A 15,179-nucleotide genomic window follows, 5' to 3' on the forward strand; every position below is an offset into this window, starting at 1 on the left:
GGCGGGAGGGGGAGGGGGGAATAGTCCGGGCGGGGGGCTCGTTTGCGGGTATAGTTGAATCGTAAACAACCTGCGAGGGATGAGGCAGCCATGCAGTTCGGGATCTTCACCGTCGGCGACGTCACGCCGGACCCCACCACGGGCCGGACCCCGACCGAGCACGAGCGGATCAAGGCCATGGTCGCCATCGCGCAGAAGGCCGAGGAGGTCGGGCTCGACGTCTTCGCGACCGGCGAGCACCACAACCCGCCGTTCGTGCCGTCGTCGCCGACGACCATGCTCGGCTGGATCGCCGCGCGCACCGAGAACATCGTCCTCTCCACCTCCACCACCCTCATCACCACCAACGACCCGGTGAAGATCGCCGAGGACTTCGCGATGCTCCAGCACCTGGCGGACGGGCGCGTGGACCTGATGATGGGGCGCGGCAACACCGGCCCGGTCTACCCCTGGTTCGGCAAGGACATCCGGCAGGGCATCAACCTCGCCGTCGAGAACTACGCCCTGCTGTACCGCCTGTGGCGCGAGGACGTGGTGACCTGGGAGGGCAAGTTCCGTACGCCGCTCCAGTCGTTCACGTCGACGCCGCGACCGCTGGACGGGGTGCCGCCGTTCGTCTGGCACGGCTCGATCCGCTCGCCGGAGATCGCCGAGCAGGCCGCGTACTACGGGGACGGGTTCTTCCACAACAACATCTTCTGGCCGGCCGACCACACCAAGCAGATGGTCGAGCTGTACCGGTCGCGGTACGCGCACTACGGGCACGGCACGCCCGAGCAGGCGATCGTCGGGCTCGGCGGACAGGTGTTCATGCGGCGCAACTCGCAGGACGCGGTGCGGGAGTTCCGGCCGTACTTCGACAACGCGCCGGTGTACGGGCACGGTCCGTCGCTGGAGGACTTCACGCGGCAGACCCCGCTGACGGTCGGCACGCCCGAGCAGGTCGTCGAGAAGACACTGTCCTTCCGGGACTACGCCGGTGACTACCAGCGGCAGCTGTTCCTCGTGGACCACGCCGGGCTGCCGCTGAAGACCGTGCTGGAGCAGATCGACATGCTGGGCGAGGAGGTCGTGCCCGTGCTGCGCGAGGAGTTCGCCAAGGGGCGTCCGGCGGGGGTGCCGGAGGCGCCCACGCACGCGGCGCGGGTGGCCGCGGCCACCGCTGGTTCCGGTGCCGCCGCTGGTGCTGGTGCTGGTGTCGGTGCCGGTTCCGGTGCCGTTGCCGGCAAGGAAGTGGCCGCGTCATGAAGCTCGTCGTCGTCTCGGCGGGGCTGAGCGTTCCGTCGTCCACGCGGTTGCTGGGGGACCGGCTCGCGGCGGCCGTCGTGGGGCGCGTCCCCGCGACGGCTCCGGCCGAGGTCGAGGTGGTGGAGCTGCGGGACCTCGCGGTGGCGATCGCGCACCACCTCACCAGCGGGTTCCCCGGGCCCGAGCTGGGTGCGGCGCTGGACGCGGTGGCGGCCGCGGACGGGCTGATCGTCGTGACGCCCGTCTTCTCGGCCTCGTACAGCGGGCTGTTCAAGTCGTTCTTCGACGTGCTGGACCGTGACGCGCTGGCGGGGAAGCCGGTGCTGATCGCCGCCACCGGGGGTTCGGCGCGGCACTCGCTGGTGCTGGAGCACGCGATGCGGCCGCTGTTCGCGTACCTGCGGGCGGTGGTCGTGCCGACCGCGGTCTACGCGGCGTCCGAGGACTGGGGCGCGGAGGGGCTCGCCGAGCGGACCGGGCGGGCCGCGGGGGAGCTGGCGGCGCTGATGGGAGCGCTGACGGTGGCGGGGACGGGGGCCGGAACGGGTGCCGCGCGGGGTGCGGCCGACGGGCCCGTGCCGGGAGCGCGGCGGGACGGGTCCGTGCGGGTCGGCGGCCTGGAGGTGACTCCCTTCGCGGAGCAGCTGGCGGCGCTGCGGCCCGAGTAGGCCGTTCGGTTCACCTTGACCGGGTGGGTGAGGTGCACACGGGAGGTGTCCGTTCCCGCCGGGCAGCTCCGCTCCCGTCGGACGGGTTCTCCGTCGTCGACGCGCGGGAAAGAACACACCATGAACACCGGTCACTCCATGCCCGGACCGACGGTCCCGGCGAACGGGCGGCGCCGGACCCCGCCGGTCCCCGGCCGCACGGCGGCCCCGGACGGAGCGGGAAGGGCCGGCCACTTCGCCGTCTCCGACGAGAGGCGCGGAGAGCCGGAGGGGGAGCAGCTCGCACCGGACGAGGGTCTTCGCGCGGACGAGGGTCTTCGCGCGGACGACGGCCACGGCGCTCACAGCGGTCATGGCGGCCGTAGCGGCCGAGAGGTCCTGTGACATGCAGGCATCCGACCAGAACGCCGCTCCGGACGGCGCCGGGGGACCTCATGACGGTCCGTCGGCGTCTCCGCCTCCCGCGGGAGGAGCCCTCCGGCCGGACGGCGGACTGCGCGCGGTGCCGCCCGGCACCGCGCGGCGTCTCGGTCTGGACGCGCTGACCGTGAGCGCGGTAGTCCTCGGCGATCTGCTGGAACTGGTGTGGAGCGACCCGGCCGAGGGACTGGGACCGGAGCTGGAGGAACTGCAGTTCACCCTCGGCGAGGGACCCACGGTGCAGGCCGCCCGCCGGGGCGACTTCTGCGCCGAGCCGGACCTGGCCGCCACCGACCCCGCACGCTGGCCCGCCTTCCTCCCGGCTGCCGCGCACACCCGCGTCCGCTCCGTCATCGCCGTCCCGATCCGGATCGGTGCCGCCACGGTCGGCGTACTGACCGGATACCGCGTCGCTCCCGGCCCGCTGACCGCCGCCCGGCAGCGCGACGTCCACCGTCTGGCACATGACCTGGTACCCCTGCTGCTCGACAGCCCGAAAGCCGTCCCGGAGGAGGAGACCGGCCCGAGGCCCGACCTGGCGCTGTACCACGCCGAGATCCACCAGGCCACCGGTTTCCTCTCGGTCGAGCTCGGGGTCCCCCCGGCCGAAGCCCTCCTGCGGCTGCGCGCCCACGCCATCGCCGGCGGCCGGTCCCTGACCGACCTCGCCCGGGCGGTCCTCGCGCGCCGTCTGCCCCCGGGGACGTTCGACGGATGACGGGACCGCGGAACCGGTGGCCGCCGTCGGCGGCCACCGCCCGCGAGGGGGTGTCCCGCAAGGGGCCGACAGGACTTCACTGGGTACGGACGGCCGGCCGGGCCGGCCGAGCGGCAGGCTCCTTCGCGCGGGCGACGCGGTGCAGGACGTCGCACCGTCCGGCCCGTCCCCGGTCCGGTCCGTCGCACCGTCCGGTCCGTCCCCGCCCGGTTCGTCCCCGTCCTCGCGACCGGACCCCGGTGACGCCGCCCGGCCGTCATCGTGGGGGAGCACCGGCATGACAGAGCAACCCCGGTCCTTCCGTGGCTTCGCGGGAGCCCTTGTCCGAGGAGAGGAAGCATGAACAGACAGGAGAACATCTCGCGTGCGTTCGTGGAACTGGCCGACACGCTGGTGGAGAACTTCGACGTCATCGAGTTCCTGCAGCGGATGACCGTCCGCTGCCAGGAACTGCTGGACGTCACCGACGCCGCGGTCTTCCTCGGCCATCCGGGCTCGGGTCTGTACAGTCCCGCGCCCTGCGACCCCGGACCCGGACTGCAACGCGTCCTGGACGCGGCCCTGGAGGAGGGACCGGCCGTGGAAGCCTTCCGCACCGCCCGGCAGGTCCTCCCCGGCGCCCCGGCCGACCGCACGCCGCCGCGCTGGCCGCGGCTGGACACACGGATCCGGCAGGCCGGTTACGCACCGCCCAGCGCCCTGCCGATGCGGTTGCGCAAGGACAGCGTCGGCGCCCTGCTGCTCCTGCACACCGACAGCCGCTCCCTGACGCCGCAGGACCTGAGACTCGCCCAGGCGTTCGCCGACGTCGCGACCATCGGCCTGCTGCACGCCCGCACCGCGGGCGAGCAGGAGTTCGTCAACGCGCAGCTGCGCATCGCCCTGCGCAGCCGCATCATCATCGAGCAGGCCAAAGGAGTCATCGCGGCCCGCTGCGGCGTCTCCCCCGACCAGGCATTCGAGGCGATGCGCCGTCACGCAGGCCACCACCGGATCCTGATCAAGAAGGTCGCCATGGACGTCGTCGACGCCGGATTCCTGCCCGCCGTTCCCCCCGGCCGGCCGCAGACGGCCCAGGACGGCTGAACCGGGTGCCGGACGGTTGAACCGGGTGCCGGACGGTTGAACCGGGTGCCGGACGGCCCGGGTCCTGGAACCGGCCGCGGATCCGGTGGGGCCCGGCCGCCCCCGTACTCGGCGGGCGGTACGCCGCGGCGGGCTTGGCAGACTGGTCCCGTGCCCCACACCCTGCTGCTCGCCGAGGACGACCGTGCGATCCGCCATGCCCTGGAGCGGGCCCTGACCCTGGAGGGCTACGCGGTCACCGCCGTCGCCGACGGCGACCAGGCGCTCGCCGCGGTCCGCCGCGACCCGCCCGACGTGCTCGTCCTCGATGTGATGATGCCGGGCACGGACGGCCTCCAGGTCTGCCGCGCCCTGCGTGCCGAGGGCGACCGCACCCCCGTCCTGATGCTCACCGCGCTCGTCGAGACCGCGGACCGCATCGCGGGCCTGGACGCCGGCGCCGACGACTACGTGGTCAAGCCCTTCGACGTCGAGGAGGTCTTCGCCCGGCTCCGGGCCCTGCTGCGGCGCACGGGCCCGCCCGACGACGTACCCGGCGAACCGCGGCGCGCGTCCGACGGCCGGATCGTCGCCGCGGACCTGCGCCTCGACCCGCAGGCCCGCCGGGTCTGGCGGGGGTCGCGGGAGATCGAGCTCACCCGCACCGAGTTCGACCTCCTCGAACTGCTCGCCCGCCACGCCGGCACGGTCCTCGACCACACCACCCTCTACGACCGCATCTGGGGCTACGACTTCGGCCCGGGCTCCAAGAACCTCGCCGTGTACGTCGGTTACCTGCGGCGCAAGCTCGACGAGCCCGGCGCGCCCTCCCCGATCCACACGGTGCGGGGTGTGGGATACGTGCTGAGGGAGGGCTGAGTGCGGCCAGGACTCTCCTCGCTGCGCACCACCTTCACGGTGTCGTTCGCGGCGGTGGCGGCGGTCGTCACCGTGCTCATCGGCTTCCTGTCGTACGACGCCGCCGCCCGGCTGGTGCGCGTGGACCAGCAGACCGTCTTCGAGGGCGTCGTGCGGGACCTGCTCGACGAGGTGCGCCGTAACCCCCTGTCGCCCGCGGACTTCACCACCGGCGACACCGACGGCGGCCCGCGCGACGAGATCGTCCGGCCGAGCGGCACGGTCGTACAGGTCCTGGGGCCCGGCGGGTCCGTCGTCGACCGGGGCCACCCGCCGCTGCCCGTGGGCGCCGCGGACCGTCCGGTCGCGGCCGGGCGGTCCGCCGGGCGGCTGGTGGTGCACCGGGACGTCGAGGTCGGCGACGGCGACGACGTGTACCGCGTCGCGACCGTCTCGCTCGGCGGCGGCCGGGGCGCCGTGCAGGTGGCGCAGGAGTTCAGCGGCACCGAGGACCTGCTGCGCGACCTCCAGCAGCGGACCGTGCTGCTGGAGGCCGCCGTGGTGACCGCCGCGGGCCTCTTCGGATGGTGGCTGGCCCGGCGCATCACCTCGCGCCTGGTGCGGCTCACCGGCGTCGCCGAGGACGTGGCGCGCACCGGACGCCTCGACATCCAGGTGCCGGTCGCCGGACACGACGAGGTGGGCCGGCTCGGCCGGTCCTTCGACCGCATGCTGGGCCGGCTCGCCCAGTCCGAGGACGACCAGCGGCGCCTCGTCCAGGACGCGGGACACGAACTGCGTACGCCCCTGACCTCGCTGCGGACGAACATCTCGCTGCTGCGCCGCATCGACGAGCTCCCGCCCGCCGTCCGTACGGAGCTGGTCGCCGACCTCGCGGAGGAGTCCCGCGAACTCACCGACCTGGTCAACGAGTTGGTCGCCCTGGCGGCCGGCCGGTCCGACACCGAGCCGCCGCGCCGGGTGAGCCTCGCCGACCTCGCGGACGAGGTGGCGGTGACGGCCCGCCGGCGCACGGGGCGGGCCGTCACGGTACGGGTGTCCGGGGACCCGGCGGTCGACGGCCGGCCGGCGGCGTTGCAGCGGGCGGTGTCCAACCTGGTGGAGAACGCGGCGAAGTTCGACCGGGGCGGGACCGGTCCGATCGAACTCGTCGTGACCCGCGCCGGGGACACCGTCCGCGTCGAGGTGCGGGACCGCGGGCCCGGCATCGCGCAGGAGGACCTGGACCGGGTCTTCGACCGCTTCTACCGTGCGCCGGACGCCCGGAGCCTGCCCGGCTCCGGGCTGGGCCTGTCGATCGTGCGCGAGGTGGCGGCCGCGCACGGCGGGGAGCCGTTCGCCGTGCGCCGGGAGGGCGGCGGCTCGGTGACCGGGTTCACGGTGCGCGGCGCGTAGCGACGGGTCACGGGTGACGGGTGGTGGGTGACCCGGGGCCGCCAGGCCGGGAGCGGGGCCCTGGAAGGGCCCCGGAAGGGCGGTGGAAGGGACACGGCCGGGCGAGGGACGGGCGGGAGGGTGCGGGCCGAGAGCCCAGGTCGAGGGCCGTGCCGGACGGGGGTCTGCCGGGCCGTGGGGGTGGTGCTGAGTACACCCGCCGATACGGGCTCTGTGCCCAATGTGCCGAAGCCTCCTCCTCCGTAGCGTATTGATCAGGGCACAGGGAGTGCCCGGGAGCGGGGCGCGGACCGTGCCCGACGGAGGCTGATGACGATGTTCCGCCGAACCGATCGACGTACCGAGGGCCATGGGGCGGGCCCCGCCGGGATGGCTCTGCGCCTGGTCAAGGTCAGCAAGACCTACGGGAGCGACGACAGCGCCGTACGGGCGCTGGACGAGGTGACCTTCAGCCTGGCGAGCGGCACCTTCACCGCGGTGATGGGGCCCTCGGGCTCCGGCAAGTCCACGCTGCTCCAGTGCGCGGCCGGGCTCGACCGGCCCGACAGCGGCATCGTGACCGTCGACGGTGCGCAGATGACCGGCGGCACGGAGGCCGAGCTGACGAAGTTCCGGCGCAACCGGATCGGTTTCATCTTCCAGCAGTACAACCTGCTGGACACACTCACCGTGGCCCAGAACACGATCCTGCCGCTGAAGCTCGCCCGGCGCCGCGTGAACCGGGAGCGGGTGCGGGACACCCTCACCGCCGTCGGCCTCGGCAACCGCCTCGGCCACCGGCCCGACCAGCTCTCCGGCGGCCAGCGCCAGCGCGTCGCCATCGCCCGCGCGCTGGTGACCGAGCCGAGTGTGATCTTCGCGGACGAGCCGACCGGCGCCCTGGACACCCGCAGCGCGCGGGACGTCCTGCTGCTCCTCCAGGAGGCGGTACGCGTCCACGGCCGTACGGTCGTCATGGTGACCCACGACCCGGTCGCGGCCTCGTACGCCGACTCGGTCCTGTTCCTCGCGGACGGCCGGCTCGCCGGCCAGATGCACCAGCCGACCGTGGACGCGGTGGCCGAGCGCCTCGTGCACCTCGGCGACGACGTGATGGCGAGGGCTTGACCATGATGTTCGCCCTCGCCATGCGCTCCGTCCGGCAGCGCCCCGGACGCTTCGCCGCCACTCTGCTGTCGGCCTTCCTGGGCGCGACGATCGTCATGACCTTCAACTCGATGCAGGACACGGCCGGCGCGCGGGGGGTCGACGCCGTCAGCAAGGACACCCTGTCCAGCGCGGCGGGCGTGGTCGGCAGCTACGGGACCCTGCTGGTGTTCTTCGCCGTCGCCTCCACGCTGACGGTGAACGTGCGCCAGCGCTCCTCGGAGATCGAGCTGCTGCGCTGCTCCGGTGCCACGCCCTCACAGATCCGGCGCATGGTCGTCGGGGAGTCGGTGGTCGTCGCCCTGGTGGGCGCGCTGCTCGCCGTCGTTCCCTCGCTGCTGGCCGGGCGGATGCTGCTCGACCTCTTCAAGGACAGCGGGCAGGTCGCCGACTCCGTCGACCACGCCTTCGGGCCGATCGCCCTGTACTCGGGCTTCGCCACCACGGTGGTCGCGGCGGCGGGCGCGGCGTTCCTCGCCGTGCGGCGGGCCACCGTCCGGCGGACGCGGCCCCGCGGCAAGGGGCGCAGGTTCCTCGTCGTCGCCGCGCTGGTGCTCGGCGCGGTGTCGGTCTGCTCCACCTTCGCCCTGTCCGGGACCGACGAGATGCTGATGGCGCCGCCCGCGTACGGCTCGATCCTGCTGTCGGTCGGCTTCGGGCTCCTGGCACCGGGTCTGCTGAAGGCGCTGGTCGGCCGGCTGCCGCTGACGGGTCCGAGCGGCTACCTCGCCGTACGCATCCTGCGGGTGCAGGCCGCCCGGCTCTCCGGTGTCCTGGTGCCGCTGACGCTCTTCACCGGCATGGCCACGGCCACCCTGTACATGCAGGCCGTCGAGAACGACGCCATCGACGCGGCGGGGGTGCCCAAGTCGGTCGACGCGAAGAACCTGGAGACCCTCAACCTGGTGATCGTCGGGATCATCGTGGTCTTCTCCTGCATCATGCTGATCAACTCCCTCTACGCGTCGACCACTTACCGGCGCAAGGAGTTCGGGCAGCAGCGGCTCGCGGGGGCGACCCCGGGGCAGATCCTGCACATGATCGGCCTGGAGTCCCTCCTCCTCACGGTGACGGGTGTCGCCTTCGGGGCGGTGGCCGCGCTGGCCGGGGCCGTCCCGTTCACGATGGTCCGCACGGACGGGGTCCTGCCGGACCAGGGGCTGGGCATCTGGCTCACGATCGTGGCGGTGGCCGCGGCGGCGACGTTCGGGACGAGCCTCCTCACGGCCCGGCGGGCACTGAAGGACTCCGCGGTCCAGGCGGTGTCACTGGCCGCATGAGGTGGTCGCAGGACGCCGCAGGGCGACGCAGAGGGGTGTGGGCAACCGCTTCAAGCGGTTGCCCACACCCCTCTGCGGTGCTCATGCCACGGGGCCGGCGCCCGAAGGTGAGCTTCGGCGCCCTCGGCTCAGGGCCAGACCAGGCAGTACGGCTGGTGTCCCGCCTCGTGCAGGCGGTGGCTGAAGTCCTGCCACTCGTGCAGCAGTCGGTAGACGTTGAACGCGTCCCGGGGGCCGCCGCGGTCCGGGACCGTCGACCAGATGAAGGCCGCCGCGCCCACGGCCTCCTCGCCTATGCCGCGCAGCGGGTCGACGACCGTCATGGGGAGCCTGACGACGGCGTAGTCGGGGTGGAGCACGACCAGTTCGAGCGGGGGCACCTTGTGCAGGGGTATGCCCTCTATGCCGGTGAGGACCATCGCGGCCATCGTCTCCGGCTTGATCTTCGTGAACATGCCGTTCATACCGAGCTCGTCACCGCCGAGCTCCTCCGGGCGCATGGAGATCGGGACGCGGGCGGCGGTCGCGCCGTCCGGGGCCCCGAAGTATTTGTAGGTCACCCCCACCCGGCCACCATTCCCGCTGCTTCCTGGCCTGAGCTGGTCCGCCCCGCGGTCCGTGTAGTCCATACCGTCCATACGCGCGGACGGCTCGATCCGCTCAGGCTCGCCCTGCGATCCCTGTGCCTGCCGTGCTTCGGCCGCTTCCGCCTCGCGTCGGTGCTTCCCCCGCCGGGCACGCCGAGGACCGAGGTCATCGGTCCCCTCGCCCAGTCCGCCACCGCGATGCATATCTCCACCCGACTGCCTTCTGGGGCGCGCGACCCCCGCCACGCGACCCGATCATCGTGACAGTGACCTCCCCAACGGCCGCACGCCGAAACGTGCGCTGAAACACCTGTCCGCGGGATCTTCGCAGCCTCCGACACCATGGTCCGTGTGAGCCACCTTACGAAGCCTCGGCTTCACGGCCTCAGCGTACCCCGGCCCCCGCGTCCGGCCATGAGGGCGGAGATTCCGGAGCACGTCGCAGCCGGGGTCCGGGCGGCCGCAGTTGAGCCGGCGGCCCGCGGACGTGCCGCGTCCCGACCGGTCCGGGAAAGGGATCCCGACCGGTCCGGGGAAGGGGGCGCCGCCTCCGGCGGGAACGCCGGCTGTCCTAGGCTGGAGGAGTCCGACGTCCGCCCGCGAGGAAACCGCAGGTCATGACCGAACTGCCCTACAGTTACGAAGCCCCACATTCGCAGAGCCTCTTCGACCGTGCGGCGGCCGTGACGCCCGGCGGCGTGAACTCCCCCGTCCGCGCGTTCCGCGCCGTGGGCGGTACGCCCCGGTTCATGGTGTCCGGCAAGGGGCCCTACCTGACGGACGCCGACGGCAGGGAGTACGTCGACCTCGTCTGCTCCTGGGGGCCGATGATCCTCGGCCATTCCCACCCCGAGGTGATCGAGGCGGTCCAGGAGGCCGTCTCCCGCGGCACCTCCTTCGGCACGCCCGGCGAGGGGGAGGTCGCGCTCGCCGAGGAGATCGTCGCGCGCGTCGGACCCGTCGAGCAGGTCCGGCTCGTGTCCAGCGGCACCGAGGCGACCATGTCCGCCATCCGGCTCGCGCGCGGTTTCACCGGACGCGCCAAGGTCGTGAAGTTCGCCGGCTGCTACCACGGGCACGTGGACGCCCTGCTGGCCTCCGCCGGCAGCGGCCTGGCCACGTTCGCGCTCCCCGACACCCCCGGCGTCACCGGCGCCCAGGCCGGGGACACCATCGTCCTTCCGTACAACGACCTCGACGCCGTCCGCGCGGCCTTCCGCGCGCACCCCGGCGAGATCGCCTGCGTGATCACCGAGGCATCGCCCGGCAACATGGGCGTCGTACCGCCGCTGCCCGGCTTCAACCAGGGCCTCAAGGACGCCTGCGCCGCCGACGGTGCCCTCTACATCTCCGACGAGGTCATGACCGGCTTCCGTACGAGCCGGGCCGGCTGGTACGGGGTGGACGGTGTCGTGCCCGACCTCATGACCTTCGGCAAGGTCATGGGCGGCGGCTTCCCGGCCGCGGCCTTCGGCGGGCGCGAGGACGTGATGGCGCACCTCGCGCCCGCGGGCCCCGTCTACCAGGCCGGCACGCTGTCCGGGAACCCGGTCGCCACCGCGGCGGGCCTCGCCCAGCTGCGACTGCTCGACGACGCGGCGTACGCCCGGCTCGACGCGGTGTCCGAGCAGATCCGTACGCTCGTCGCGGACGCCCTCACCAAGGAAGGTGTGGTGCACCGGCTGCAGAACGCGTCCAACATGTTCTCCGTCTTCTTCACCGGGGCGGACGTACGCACCTACGAGGACGCGAGGGCGCAGGAGTCGTACCGCTTCAACGCCTTCTTCCACGCGATGCTGGCGCGGGGCGTCTACCTGCCGCCGTCCTCGTTCGAGTCCTGGTTCGTCTCGACGGCGCACGACGAGCAGGCGGTACAGCGGATCGCCGACGCCCTTCCGGCGGCGGCACGGGCAGCAGCGGAGGCCACGGCAGCATGAGTGACATCACCGTCGTACACGTGATGCGGCACGGGGAGGTGGAGAACCCGGACGGTCTCCTCTACGGGCGGCTGCCCGGGTACCACCTGTCCGAGCTGGGGCGGCGGATGGCCGAGCGGGTCGCCGAGCACCTCGCCCCGCGGGACGTCACGCACGTCGTCTCCTCCCCGCTGGAGCGGGCCCGGGAGACGGCCGGCCCGATCGCCGATTCGCACGGTCTGGAGCTCACGACCGACGCCCGGCTGATCGAGGCCGAGAACGTCTTCCAGGGCAAGGCGTTCGGGGTCGGGGACGGCGCGCTGCGCAGGCCGGAGAACTGGAAGCACCTGGTCAACCCGTTCAAGCCGTCCTGGGGCGAGCCGTACCTGGAGCAGGTCGTACGGATGATGGGCGCGCTGGACGCCGCCCGGGACGCGGCCCGGGGGCACGAGGCCGTGTGCGTCAGCCACCAGCTGCCCATCTGGACACTGCGGTCCTTCGTGGAGCGGCGGCGGCTGTGGCACGACCCGCGGAAGCGGCAGTGCACGCTGGCGTCCCTGACCACGTTCACGTACCGCGGGGACAAGATCGTGTCCGTGGGGTACACCGAGCCCGCGCGGGATCTGGTGCCGGCACACCTCCGGGCGGGGGCCAAGCCGGTGAAGGGCAAGTCCAAGGCGTACGGGGCCTAGCCTTCCGACTCCGCCCGGCTTTTCCTCGTAGTGCGGGTGGGTGGGGGGCCGGGCGCGCAGTTCCCCGCGCCCCTCACGGGCGCGTCCGTCGAGGGTGTGCCGCTGACGGAGAGTGCCGTGACGGTGACGCGTATTCCATGAGGGCGGTTCTCCTGCTGGCCGTCACAAGTTCGTCGTCGAACGGTCACCGGAATATCCGCAGGTGAGCGGGAACCCCGCCCTTCGTCGTGCCCTCTAACCCGGTGCCCAGATTTCTTGGGCACCGGCACGACGAACAGGGGACGGGAATGCGCGACATCAGTCGAAGGGGAATGCTGGGGATCGGGGCCGGAGCCGCGGCGGCCGTGGGACTCGCGGGCTGCGGTACCGCCCTGGGGAACCACTCCGACGGCTCCGGCGGTGTCGGGGATTCCGGAGGCGCTGGTGGCGAGGGGGGCGGACGCCCCGGCCGCTCCCTCGGCGACGGCTCCACCTCCTTCACCGGGAAGCAGCCCGGGCAGCCCGGCAAACCCGTACCCCTCGAACCCGGCGAAACCCCGCCGCAGTTCGTCGTCTTTTCCTGGGACGGTGCGGGAGACGTCGGCAACGGCCTCTTCGAGCGATTCCTGAAACTCTCCGAAGAACACGACGCGCGAATGACGTTCTTCCTCTCCGGGCTCTATCTCCTGCCCGAGTCGAAAAAGCGCAAGTACCTCCCGCCGAACAACGCGCCGGGCGCGTCCGACATCGGTTACCTCACGGACGGCCACATCAAGTCGACGCTGAGGAACCTCCGGCGGGCCTGGCTCGACGGGCACGAGATAGGCACCCACTTCAACGGCCACTTCTGCGGCGGCACCGGCACGGTCGAGAACTGGACCCCGGCCCAGTGGAAGAGCGAGATCGCCCAGGCGAAGTCCTTCGTGAAGGAGTGGCGCACGAACACGGGCTGGAGCGAGGACGAGGTGCCCCCGCTGCCCTTCGACTACGAGAAGGAACTCGTCGGCGGCCGCACCCCGTGCCTGAAGGGCCAGGACAACCTGCTGCCCACCGCCCGCGAGCTCGGCTGGCGCTACGACGCCTCCTCGCCCGGCGGCACCCAGGTCTGGCCCGGGAAGAAGGAAGGGCTGTGGGACCTGCCGCTCCAGGCGATCCCCTTCCCCGGGCACACCTTCGAGGTCCTCTCCATGGACTACAACATCCTGGCGAACCAGTCGGTCAACTCCACCCAGGCCCCGCCCGCCAACTACCCGGCCTGGCGCAAGCAGGCGACCGACGCGTACATAGCGGGCTTCACGCGCGCGTACGAGACGAACCGCGCGCCCTTCTTCGTCGGCAACCACTTCGAGGACTGGAACGGCGGCATCTACATGGACGCCGTCGAGGGCGCGCTGAAGCACATCGCCGGCAAGAAGGACGTACGCCTGGTGTCGTTCCGCCAGTTCGTGGACTGGCTCGACGCACAGGACGCGGCCGTCCTGGAGAAGCTGCGGTCGCTGGGGGTGGGGCAGGAGCCGGCCGGCGGGTGGAACGCCTTCCTCGGCGACGTCCCGACCCGCTCCGGAAGCGGGCCGGGCCCGGGGAGCAGCGGGCCGGGCTCGATGAAGGGCCCGGCGAAGGCCGCTTGATGATCCTCCCGGGGCTGCCCGGAACCGAGCCCGAGGCGGTGCCCGGAACGGAGCCCGGGGCGGTGCCCGGAACGGAGCCCGGGGCGGCGGCTCCGCCCCGTGAGGGGGGTGCGCAAGATCCTCGGAACGGACATGCGAAACTTTTCACATGAGTGCCGCCAGCCGCGCCCCCCGGCGCACGAACCGGACCCGTGGCCCCGTCCGCAACCGAGCCGCCGCACTGACCTGCGGGACCGTCGCCGCCGCGCTGTTCCTGTCCGCGTGCGGGTCCGGCGGCACGTCCGGCGGGGCGGGCGACACCGGTTTCGTCACCGGCTCCGACGGCATCGCGACGGTCGAGAAGGGCAGCCGCGCCCAGGCCCCCGACCTGTCCGGCGAGACCATCGACGGCAAGCGGCTCGACGTCGCCGACTACAAGGGCAGGATCGTCGTCCTGAACGTCTGGGGCTCCTGGTGCGCCCCGTGCCGTCTGGAGGCCAAGAACTTCGTCAAGGTCTCCGAGGACCTCAAGGACCGGGGAGTGCAGTTCGTCGGCATCAACACCCGCGACACCAGCACCACCCCCGCGATCGCCTTCGAGAAGGCGCACGGCGTCGAGTACCCGAGCCTGTACGACCCCACGGGCAAGCTGATGCTCCGCTTCAAGAAGGGCACGCTCAACCCGCAGGCGATCCCCTCCACGCTCGTGCTGGACCGGGACGGCAAGGTCGCCTCCCGGTCGCTGGCCGCGCTGAGCGAGGCGAACCTGCGCAAGATGATCAAGCCGATCCTCGCGGAGAAGTGACCGCTCGTGTCCCTTCTCGCAGCCGCAGGCACCGACGCCAACCAGACCGTCCTCACCGGGGCCCTGGTGCTCGCCGTCCCGATCGCCGTCCTCGGCGGGCTCGTCTCCTTCTTCTCGCCGTGCGTGCTGCCGCTCGTGCCCGGCTACCTCTCGTACGTCACCGGGATCAGCGGCACCGACCTCGCCGAGGCGCGGCGCGGGCGGATGGTCGCGGGGGCCTCGCTGTTCGTCCTCGGCTTCACCGCGGTCTTCGTCTCGGGCGGCGCCCTCTTCGGCTACTTCGGCTCGACCCTGCAGGAGCACCAGAGCACCCTGTCCAAGGTGCTCGGCGTCCTCATGGTCCTCATGGGTGTCTTCTTCATGGGCATGATGCCCTGGCTCACCCAGCGGGAGTTCCGCTTCCACAAGCGGCCGGTCGCCGGGCTGGCCGGTGCTCCCGTGCTGGGCGCGCTGTTCGGGATCGGCTGGACCCCCTGCATCGGCCCGACGCTCGCCTCCGTGCAGGCACTCGCGTTCGACCAGGCGAGCGCCGGACGCGGGGCCGTGCTGACGGTCGCGTACTGCGTCGGCCTGGGTCTGCCCTTCGTCGTCGCGGCGGTCGCCTTCCGCAAGGCGCTGGGTGCCTTCGGCTGGGTCAAGCGCCACTACGTGTGGGTGATGCGTATCGGCGGCGGCATGATGGTCGCGACCGGTCTGCTCCTGCTGACCGGCGCGTGGGACGGCATCGTGCAGGAGATGCAGGGTTGGTCCGACGGCTTCACGGTAGGGGTCTGA

At 72.4% G+C, this 15,179-nt stretch carries 14 protein-coding genes; 13 read left to right on the forward strand and 1 reads right to left on the reverse strand.

Annotated elements, in window-relative coordinates:
- The first annotated feature begins 90 nt into the window (after positions 1–90).
- From KM933_RS17595 to KM933_RS17630, 8 genes are all read left to right on the forward strand, one after another.
- Entirely contained in the window at positions 91–1,248 is a 1,158-nt protein-coding gene (locus tag KM933_RS17595) for an LLM class flavin-dependent oxidoreductase (protein WP_221353206.1), read from the forward strand.
- Positions 1,245–1,916, forward strand: coding sequence for a CE1759 family FMN reductase (locus KM933_RS17600; protein ID WP_221353208.1), 672 nt, complete (start codon positions 1,245–1,247; stop codon positions 1,914–1,916). The genes KM933_RS17595 and KM933_RS17600 overlap by 4 nt, the downstream gene beginning before the upstream one ends.
- Before the next feature lie 385 nt (positions 1,917–2,301).
- The gene (locus KM933_RS17605; RefSeq protein ID WP_260333707.1) at positions 2,302–3,054 is read left to right on the forward strand and encodes a GAF and ANTAR domain-containing protein; all 753 of its coding nucleotides are present in this window, start codon (positions 2,302–2,304) and stop codon (positions 3,052–3,054) included.
- Positions 3,055–3,393: 339 nt separating this feature from the next.
- Positions 3,394–4,140 (forward strand): GAF and ANTAR domain-containing protein, encoded by a 747-nt coding sequence (locus KM933_RS17610; protein WP_221353210.1) that lies wholly within the window; start codon positions 3,394–3,396, stop codon positions 4,138–4,140.
- A 150-nt stretch (positions 4,141–4,290) separates the two neighbouring features.
- Positions 4,291–4,998: a response regulator transcription factor gene (locus KM933_RS17615; protein WP_221353212.1), complete on the forward strand. Its 708-nt coding sequence runs from the start codon at positions 4,291–4,293 to the stop codon at positions 4,996–4,998.
- Positions 4,999–6,393 carry a sensor histidine kinase gene (locus KM933_RS17620; RefSeq protein ID WP_221353214.1) on the forward strand — a complete coding sequence of 465 codons (1,395 nt, stop codon included), beginning with the start codon at positions 4,999–5,001 and terminating at the stop codon, positions 6,391–6,393.
- Positions 6,394–6,702: 309 nt separating this feature from the next.
- Positions 6,703–7,500 carry an ABC transporter ATP-binding protein gene (locus KM933_RS17625; RefSeq protein ID WP_221353217.1) on the forward strand — a complete coding sequence of 266 codons (798 nt, stop codon included), beginning with the start codon at positions 6,703–6,705 and terminating at the stop codon, positions 7,498–7,500.
- A 5-nt stretch (positions 7,501–7,505) separates the two neighbouring features.
- Positions 7,506–8,819, forward strand: coding sequence for an ABC transporter permease (locus KM933_RS17630; protein ID WP_221353388.1), 1,314 nt, complete (start codon positions 7,506–7,508; stop codon positions 8,817–8,819).
- A 128-nt stretch (positions 8,820–8,947) separates the two neighbouring features.
- Here the strand turns inward: KM933_RS17630 and KM933_RS17635 are convergent, their stop codons facing one another.
- Positions 8,948–9,610, reverse strand: coding sequence for a hypothetical protein (locus KM933_RS17635; protein WP_221353219.1), 663 nt, complete (start codon positions 9,608–9,610; stop codon positions 8,948–8,950).
- A 413-nt stretch (positions 9,611–10,023) separates the two neighbouring features.
- Between KM933_RS17635 and hemL the strand changes: the two genes are divergently transcribed.
- The 5 genes from hemL to KM933_RS17660 all read left to right on the forward strand — a co-directional run bounded on the left by hemL (position 10,024) and on the right by KM933_RS17660 (position 15,179).
- The gene (gene hemL / locus KM933_RS17640) at positions 10,024–11,343 is read left to right on the forward strand and encodes a glutamate-1-semialdehyde 2,1-aminomutase (protein ID WP_221353221.1); all 1,320 of its coding nucleotides are present in this window, start codon (positions 10,024–10,026) and stop codon (positions 11,341–11,343) included.
- Positions 11,340–12,014: a histidine phosphatase family protein gene (locus KM933_RS17645; protein WP_221353223.1), complete on the forward strand. Its 675-nt coding sequence runs from the start codon at positions 11,340–11,342 to the stop codon at positions 12,012–12,014. The genes hemL and KM933_RS17645 overlap by 4 nt, the downstream gene beginning before the upstream one ends.
- Positions 12,015–12,301: 287 nt before the next feature.
- Positions 12,302–13,621 carry a polysaccharide deacetylase family protein gene (locus KM933_RS17650; RefSeq protein ID WP_221353225.1) on the forward strand — a complete coding sequence of 440 codons (1,320 nt, stop codon included), beginning with the start codon at positions 12,302–12,304 and terminating at the stop codon, positions 13,619–13,621.
- A gap of 148 nt (positions 13,622–13,769) precedes the next feature.
- Positions 13,770–14,405 carry a TlpA family protein disulfide reductase gene (locus KM933_RS17655; RefSeq protein WP_221353227.1) on the forward strand — a complete coding sequence of 212 codons (636 nt, stop codon included), beginning with the start codon at positions 13,770–13,772 and terminating at the stop codon, positions 14,403–14,405.
- Positions 14,406–14,411: 6 nt separating this feature from the next.
- Positions 14,412–15,179 (forward strand): cytochrome c biogenesis CcdA family protein, encoded by a 768-nt coding sequence (locus KM933_RS17660; RefSeq protein WP_221353229.1) that lies wholly within the window; start codon positions 14,412–14,414, stop codon positions 15,177–15,179.

The organism is Streptomyces beigongshangae, from assembly GCF_019710745.1.
GTDB classification, from domain to species: Bacteria; Actinomycetota; Actinomycetes; order Streptomycetales; family Streptomycetaceae; genus Streptomyces; species Streptomyces beigongshangae.

What these genes read in the sequence shown, in the direction of transcription:
- KM933_RS17595 (WP_221353206.1), top strand. Translation starts at nt 91, where the DNA reads ATGCAGTTCGGGATCTTCACCGTCGGCGACGTCACGCCGGACCCCACC.
- KM933_RS17600 (WP_221353208.1), top strand. Translation starts at nt 1,245, where the DNA reads ATGAAGCTCGTCGTCGTCTCGGCGGGGCTGAGCGTTCCGTCGTCCACG.
- KM933_RS17605 (WP_260333707.1), top strand. Translation starts at nt 2,302, where the DNA reads ATGCAGGCATCCGACCAGAACGCCGCTCCGGACGGCGCCGGGGGACCT.
- KM933_RS17610 (WP_221353210.1), top strand. Translation starts at nt 3,394, where the DNA reads ATGAACAGACAGGAGAACATCTCGCGTGCGTTCGTGGAACTGGCCGAC.
- KM933_RS17625 (WP_221353217.1), top strand. Translation starts at nt 6,703, where the DNA reads ATGACGATGTTCCGCCGAACCGATCGACGTACCGAGGGCCATGGGGCG.
- KM933_RS17630 (WP_221353388.1), top strand. Translation starts at nt 7,506, where the DNA reads ATGTTCGCCCTCGCCATGCGCTCCGTCCGGCAGCGCCCCGGACGCTTC.
- KM933_RS17635 (WP_221353219.1), bottom strand. Translation starts at nt 9,610, where the DNA reads ATGCATCGCGGTGGCGGACTGGGCGAGGGGACCGATGACCTCGGTCCT.
- hemL (WP_221353221.1), top strand. Translation starts at nt 10,024, where the DNA reads ATGACCGAACTGCCCTACAGTTACGAAGCCCCACATTCGCAGAGCCTC.
- KM933_RS17645 (WP_221353223.1), top strand. Translation starts at nt 11,340, where the DNA reads ATGAGTGACATCACCGTCGTACACGTGATGCGGCACGGGGAGGTGGAG.
- KM933_RS17650 (WP_221353225.1), top strand. Translation starts at nt 12,302, where the DNA reads ATGCGCGACATCAGTCGAAGGGGAATGCTGGGGATCGGGGCCGGAGCC.
- KM933_RS17655 (WP_221353227.1), top strand. Translation starts at nt 13,770, where the DNA reads ATGAGTGCCGCCAGCCGCGCCCCCCGGCGCACGAACCGGACCCGTGGC.